Origin of the sequence: Dietzia sp. HMSC21D01, assembly GCF_001815995.1 — a bacterium.
Classification (GTDB): Bacteria; Actinomycetota; Actinomycetes; order Mycobacteriales; family Mycobacteriaceae; genus Dietzia; species Dietzia cinnamea.
The window spans coordinates 1-5559 of the sequence record NZ_KV824019.1 but is presented as its reverse complement, the minus strand read 5'-3'; the positions used below and the strand labels follow the sequence as shown (position 1 = coordinate 5559).

General features: G+C 71.9%; 6 protein-coding genes. 3 read left to right on the top strand and 3 right to left on the bottom strand.

Annotation, left to right across the window (positions count from 1 at the left end; all coding sequences use genetic code 11):
- Nucleotides 1-83 precede the first annotated feature (83 nt).
- Nucleotides 84-920 carry a TrmH family RNA methyltransferase gene (locus tag HMPREF3086_RS13075; RefSeq protein ID WP_061229329.1) on the bottom strand — a complete coding sequence of 279 codons (837 nt, stop codon included), beginning with the start codon at nt 918-920 and terminating at the stop codon, nt 84-86.
- Nucleotides 921-947: 27 nt separating this feature from the next.
- Complete coding sequence (locus tag HMPREF3086_RS13070) at nt 948-2417, bottom strand: NCS2 family permease (protein WP_070722305.1); 1470 nt, start codon at nt 2415-2417, stop codon at nt 948-950.
- Between the two features lie 75 nt (nt 2418-2492).
- On the opposite strand from HMPREF3086_RS13070, the gene HMPREF3086_RS13065 reads away from it, so the two are divergent.
- The gene (locus HMPREF3086_RS13065; protein ID WP_061229327.1) at nt 2493-2762 is read left to right on the top strand and encodes a DUF2530 domain-containing protein; all 270 of its coding nucleotides are present in this window, start codon (nt 2493-2495) and stop codon (nt 2760-2762) included.
- A gap of 6 nt (nt 2763-2768) precedes the next feature.
- Here the strand turns inward: HMPREF3086_RS13065 and HMPREF3086_RS13060 are convergent, their stop codons facing one another.
- Nucleotides 2769-3680 carry a DUF3027 domain-containing protein gene (locus HMPREF3086_RS13060; RefSeq protein ID WP_061229326.1) on the bottom strand — a complete coding sequence of 304 codons (912 nt, stop codon included), beginning with the start codon at nt 3678-3680 and terminating at the stop codon, nt 2769-2771.
- A gap of 58 nt (nt 3681-3738) precedes the next feature.
- Here HMPREF3086_RS13060 and HMPREF3086_RS13055 point away from each other — a divergent pair, with 58 nt between their 5' ends.
- Nucleotides 3739-4632 carry a glutaminyl-peptide cyclotransferase gene (locus tag HMPREF3086_RS13055; RefSeq protein ID WP_061229339.1) on the top strand — a complete coding sequence of 298 codons (894 nt, stop codon included), beginning with the start codon at nt 3739-3741 and terminating at the stop codon, nt 4630-4632.
- A partial coding sequence (locus HMPREF3086_RS13050) for an MFS transporter (protein WP_070722306.1) occupies nt 4625-5559 on the top strand: 935 nt, incomplete at its 3' end. The genes HMPREF3086_RS13055 and HMPREF3086_RS13050, both read left to right, overlap by 8 nt.

Sequence of the window (5559 nt, the reverse complement as noted above, 5' to 3'; positions counted from 1 at the left end):
CGCCGGGGCGTCGACGAGGTGTCCCGCCGAGCGCGCCGCCGCTCGCGGTAGTCGTCGCGCCGGGGATCGGTCGCGCGGGGGGTTCAGTCGCGCCGGGCCCGCTCGTAGAACGCGACCGCGGCGGCGGTGGCCACGTTGAGCGAGTCCGTGCCGTCGGTCATGGGGATGGCGGCGCGCACGTCGCAGGCGCGCATGGCGTGCTCGGTCAGGCCCGGTCCCTCGGCACCCAGCACGAACGCGACCTTCTCGGCGTCGACGGCGCGGGAGAGGGGTGCCTCGGCGGCCGGGGTCAGTGCGACGGTGCGGAAACCGCGCTCGCGGAGGTCGTCGAGGCTCCGCTGCCACGTGGTCGGCGTGCCGGGCAGGTGCGCGAACGGCAGCCGCAGCACGTGCCCCATCGACACGCGCACGACGCGCCGGTACAGCGGGTCCCCGGTGGCGGCGCCGAACAGGACCCCGTCCACGCCGAGCGCCGCGCAGTTACGGAAGATCGCGCCGAGGTTCTCCGGGTCGTTGACGCCCTCGAGCACGACGAGGGTGCGGGCCCCGTCGACGACCTCGTCCACCGCCAGCGGCTCGGGCCGGTCGGCGGCGGCGAGGATGTCACGGCTCGAGCGGAAGCCGATCACCTCGCTGAGGACGTCCTTCGTGGTGCGCAGGTAGACCGCGTCGCCGGCCCGCTCGTCGGCGTCCCACCCCTCGGCGGTGGCCTCGCGTCGCAGCTGCTGCAGGCGCGAGTCCGTGCCGAGCAGGACGTGGGGCCGGAATCGGGACAGCAGCATGCGGCCCACCACGTAGGTGCCCTCGGCGATCACCAGTCCCCGACCGCCGGGCAGGTCGGGCCGGCGGTCGGAGTTGTTGAGGTCGCGGAGGTCGTCCAACCGGGGGTCGGCGGGATCGGAGACGTCGACGACGTGCACGGTACGGTCGCTCCTCCCGCCGGCCGGTCAGGCCAGCGCGTCGGTGATGGGGCCGATGGCGAAGTAGAGGACGAACGCGGCCGCGACGATCCACAGGATCGGGTGCACGGTGCGGGCCTTGCCGGTCGCGGTCGCCATGACGACCCACGCGATGAAGCCGATGCCGATACCGTTGGCGATCGAGTAGGTGAACGGCATCGCCACGATCGTGAGGAACGCGGGCAGGGCGATGGAGAAGTCGCTGTTGTCGATCTGCTTGATCTGGGCGATCATCAGCGCGCCCACGATCACGAGGGCGGGGGCGGCGGCCTCCACCGGGACCACCTCGTAGAGCGGGGTGAAGAACATCGCGAGCAGGAACAGCACGCCGGTGACGACGTTGGCCAGGCCGGTGCGCGCGCCCTCGGCGATGCCGGAGGCCGACTCGAGGAAGACCGTGTTCGACGACGACGAGGTCAGACCGCCGGCGACGGCGCCGAAGCCCTCGACCACCAGGGCGCTCTTCATGCTGGGCAGGTTGCCCTTGTCGTCCATGAGCTCGGCCTCCTTGCCGAGGCCGGTGAACGTGCCCATGGCGTCGAAGAAGTTGGCGAGCAGAAGGGGGAAGACGAACAGTCCGGCGGCCAGCGGGCCGATGCGGGTGAACGCGCCGATGAGGTCGACGTTGCCGATGAGCGAGAGGTTGGGGATGCCGCCCAGGGAGTCCGGGATGACCGGCACCGCGAGGCTCCAGCCGGTGGGGTTGGGCTCGCCGTCGACGACGGACGGACCGGCGTTCGCGAAGCCCTCGACGATGACCGCGAACACCGCGGTGACGACGATGCCGATGAACAGACCGCCGCGGATCCTCCGGGCGACGAGCACGCCGCAGAGCAGGAGGCCGACGACGAAGACGAAGGTCGGCCAGGACGCGATCGAGCCGCCGATACCGAGGCCGACCGGGACGGTGGTGTTGGCGGCGTCCGGCAGGCGGCGCACGAACCCGGAGTCGACCACGCCGACCATGGCGATGAACAGGCCGATACCGACCGCGATCGCGGCCTTGAGATCGGCGGGGACCGCGTTGAACACGGCGGTGCGGAACCCGGTGATCGCGAGGATCACGATGATGACGCCCTCGATGACGATGAGGCCCATGGCCTCTGCCCAGGTCACCTGCTGGGCGATCGTCACCGCGACGAGCGAGTTGATGCCGAGGCCTGTCGCGAACGCGAACGGGTACCGGGCGATGGCGCCGAACGCGATGGTCATCACGCCGGCCGTGAAGGCGGTGACGGCGGCGATCTCGACGATCGACAGCTGGTTGCCCTCGACATCCACACCCGAGCCGAGGATCAGCGGGTTGAGGATGATGATGTAGGCCATCGCGAAGAAGCTGACGAGCCCGCCGCGGACCTCACGCGCGACGGTGGAGCCCCGCTCGCTGATCTTGAAGTAGCGGTCGACCGCCCCGATCCCGGCGGGGGGCTGCGACGCGGCCCCGGTGCTCTGCGACATCTGGCGACCTTCCTGGCTATGGGTGGGGAATCGTCATAGAGTAACCGGCCACGTACCTGCGGTAGCGTCGCGGGCATGACGGATGAGGCGAAGGACACGCGGGTACCGCCGATCCCGACCTACTTGTTGGACCCGCGTCCCGTGGTGATCCTCGGGACGCTGGCGTGGACCCTGGCACTGCTGGCCCACACGCTCATGACCGACGTCGACATGCGCACCGTGGTGCTGTGCGCGGTGGGGATCGGTGTCGGCGCGGTCGGTTCGCTCGTCTACGCGCTGCAGCGGCGCGCGGTCCTGCGGGGCAGCGCGGGTGCCCAGCGAGGGCTGGACTTCGACCGCGACTGAGCGGCGCTAGGCCTCGTCCGCGGGCGTCGACCCCTCGGCCCCCGACGCGGTCTCTCCGGTCCCGGCCTCCCCGGCCGAGGTGTCCCCCGCTGAGCGGGCGCGGGCCGAAGCGGCGAGCTGCTGCGGCAGGACCACCACGTCGACGGCCGCGTCGTCGTACGCATCGGGTACCGGCGGCGTCGTGTCCTTCGGCACCTCGGTCTCGCTGTGCGCGCCACAGCCGTACTCGAGGTGCACGGTCTGACCGTCCGCGGAGTACTCGTTGGCGCAGATCCCGAACATCGTGCCGAGCGAGCCGGCGAGGGGGACCAGGAACCCGCACGTGCCGCAGTGGTGTTTGGCGCTGCGGGCGATCTCGGTGTCGGGCCCCCGCTCGGCGGTCCAACGTTCGGCGGCGGCCGACCGGCCCTGCCGGCTGAGATGACGGGGACGTCCGAGCCCGATGGGACCGGCGGCCTCGTCGAGCGCCTCGTCTCCACTGGAGACGTACCCGGGGACGAGCCGCTCGTCGTCCTCCGCGGGTGGCAACAGATCGCCCGCGCCGAGGTCCCCGGGCCGGATCCGCTTCTCCCACGGCACCCACTCGGGCGCGACCAGCGCGTCGTCCCCTGGCAGCAGCGCGATCTCGTCGACCGTCACCTCACCGCCCGGGACGAGGGCGAGCACGCAGGCCCAGTACCACCCGCGGTACCCGGGCAATTCGGAGGCGAAACGGTGCGTGGTGGTGTACGCGGCCTCGACGGTGGTCCCGAGGTGCTCGCCCACGCCGGTGATGGCGAACTCCTCGGTCGCCGCCCGCGCCACGTCCACGGCCGAGGCCAGCCGCTCACGCAGCTCAGCGTCGAAGCCCGGTTCTTCATCGGTGCCCGCGACGGTCGCCCCCTGATCCGTGCCTACCTCGGTGTTCACGTCCCCCATTATGCGCATCATCGCGGGGAGGGCGCGGTCCGGCCCGTCGTGCGGCATCCTTGGGGGCATGAGCAGTGTCCGCCGCCCGGTCGGCCCCCTCGTCGTGTCCCTGAGCCTGATCGCCGCGCTGACGGCGTGCTCGACCGGGGACGGGAGCGAACCGAGCCCCACCACCGCGGCCGGGACCTCGCTGGCGTCCTCCAGCGCGCCCGCCGGTTCGTCGTCCACCGGGTCCACCGCCCCGCGCGTCCCGGTCGGCCCGTCGGAGCCGCAGCCGGTCCGCGGTTCGGTCGAGGTCATGCGCACGCTGGAGCACGATCCCGCCCTATTCACCCAGGGCCTGCAGGTGGTCGGCGACGAGGTCTACGAGTCGACGGGCCGGTACGGCGACTCGGTGGTGCAGCGTCGGCCGCTCGAGGGTGGGGACGCGGTGACCGTGGAGATGGCGGATGACGAGTTCGGCGAGGGCCTGGCCGTCACCCCCGACACGCTGTGGACGCTGACGTGGAGGAAGGGGGTCGCCCACAACCGTGACCCGCAGACCCTCGAGATCCGGTCGGAGGCCCAGTACCAGGGCGAGGGCTGGGGCTTGTGCTTCGACGGCTCCGGTCTGGTGATGACCGACGGCTCGGACACCTTGACCTTCCGGGACCCGGCCACGTTCGAACCGACCGGCACCGTCGCCGTCACCTCGGGCGGCACGCCGGTGCGACAGCTCAACGAGTTGGAGTGTGTGGACGGCGCCGTCCTGGCGAACGTGTGGATGACCGACGAGATCGTCCGGATCGATCCCGGCACCGGCGAGGTCACGGCTATCTACGACGCCGCGCAGCTCGGCCGGCCCCGGCCCGCTGACCCGGACGCCGTGCTCAACGGGATCGCGTCGTTGCCGGGCTCGGAGAACCTCCTGGTCACCGGCAAGCTGTGGCCGCAGATGTACGAGGTGCGACTCGTTGGGTGAGCGCCCCCGGGGAGCAGCCAGGCGGGCCGCCGCCTCCGCCGGGCGGGGGATGCGCCGGGTCTTCCACGCCGACGGCGCGGCCCGCTCGGGGCTGGCACCGCTGAGCTACGTCACCGTGGCGAACTTCGCGTGTGACGCCATCCTCGCGGTCGCCCTCGCCAACACCCTGTTCTTCTCGGCGGCGACCGCGGAGTCGCGCGGCAACGTCGCGTTGTACCTCTTGGTGACGGTCGCCCCGTTCGCGCTGATCGCGCCTGTCATCGGCCCGGCCCTCGACCGCCTGCGCAGTGGCCGTCGGCTCACCGTCTCGCTGACGTTCACCCTGCGCGCGGTGCTCGCGGTGGTCCTCGGCCTGAACTTCGACACGTGGCTGCTCTACCCGCTCGCCCTGGGCATGCTCGTGCTGTCCAAGACGTTCGGCGTGGTCAAGGCCTCCATCACCCCGCACGTGTTGCCGCCGGCGCTGGACCTTGTCCGGACCAACTCCCGCCTGACGGTGCTGGGGCATGTCGGCGGCAGCGTGGTAGCCGGGGCCGCCGCCGGCGCCGTGGCGTGGATCTGGGACTCCTCCACCGCGCTGTGGCTGCTCGCCGCTGTCGCCCTGGTGGCCGCCTACGTGTCCATGACGATCCCCGCGCACGCCGAGGCGTCGGAGGACGACGAATCCGCCTCCCTGTGGTCGGGACACGGAGGGTCGGTGAGAAGTGGGCTGCGCGCCGTGCTCACCCGGCCGCTCGGCAGGAACGTCCTGGCGAATCTCTGGGCGGTCGCGCTGGTGCGGTTCATGACGGGGTTCCTCACCCTCTATCTGGCGTTCGTCGCCAAGGCGCAGGAGGACGCGTCCGCCCTCGAACAGGCGGGCCTGCTCGCGATCGCCGGCGCGGCCGGCGGGCTGGGCACTTTCGCCGGCAACGCGGTCGGCGCCCG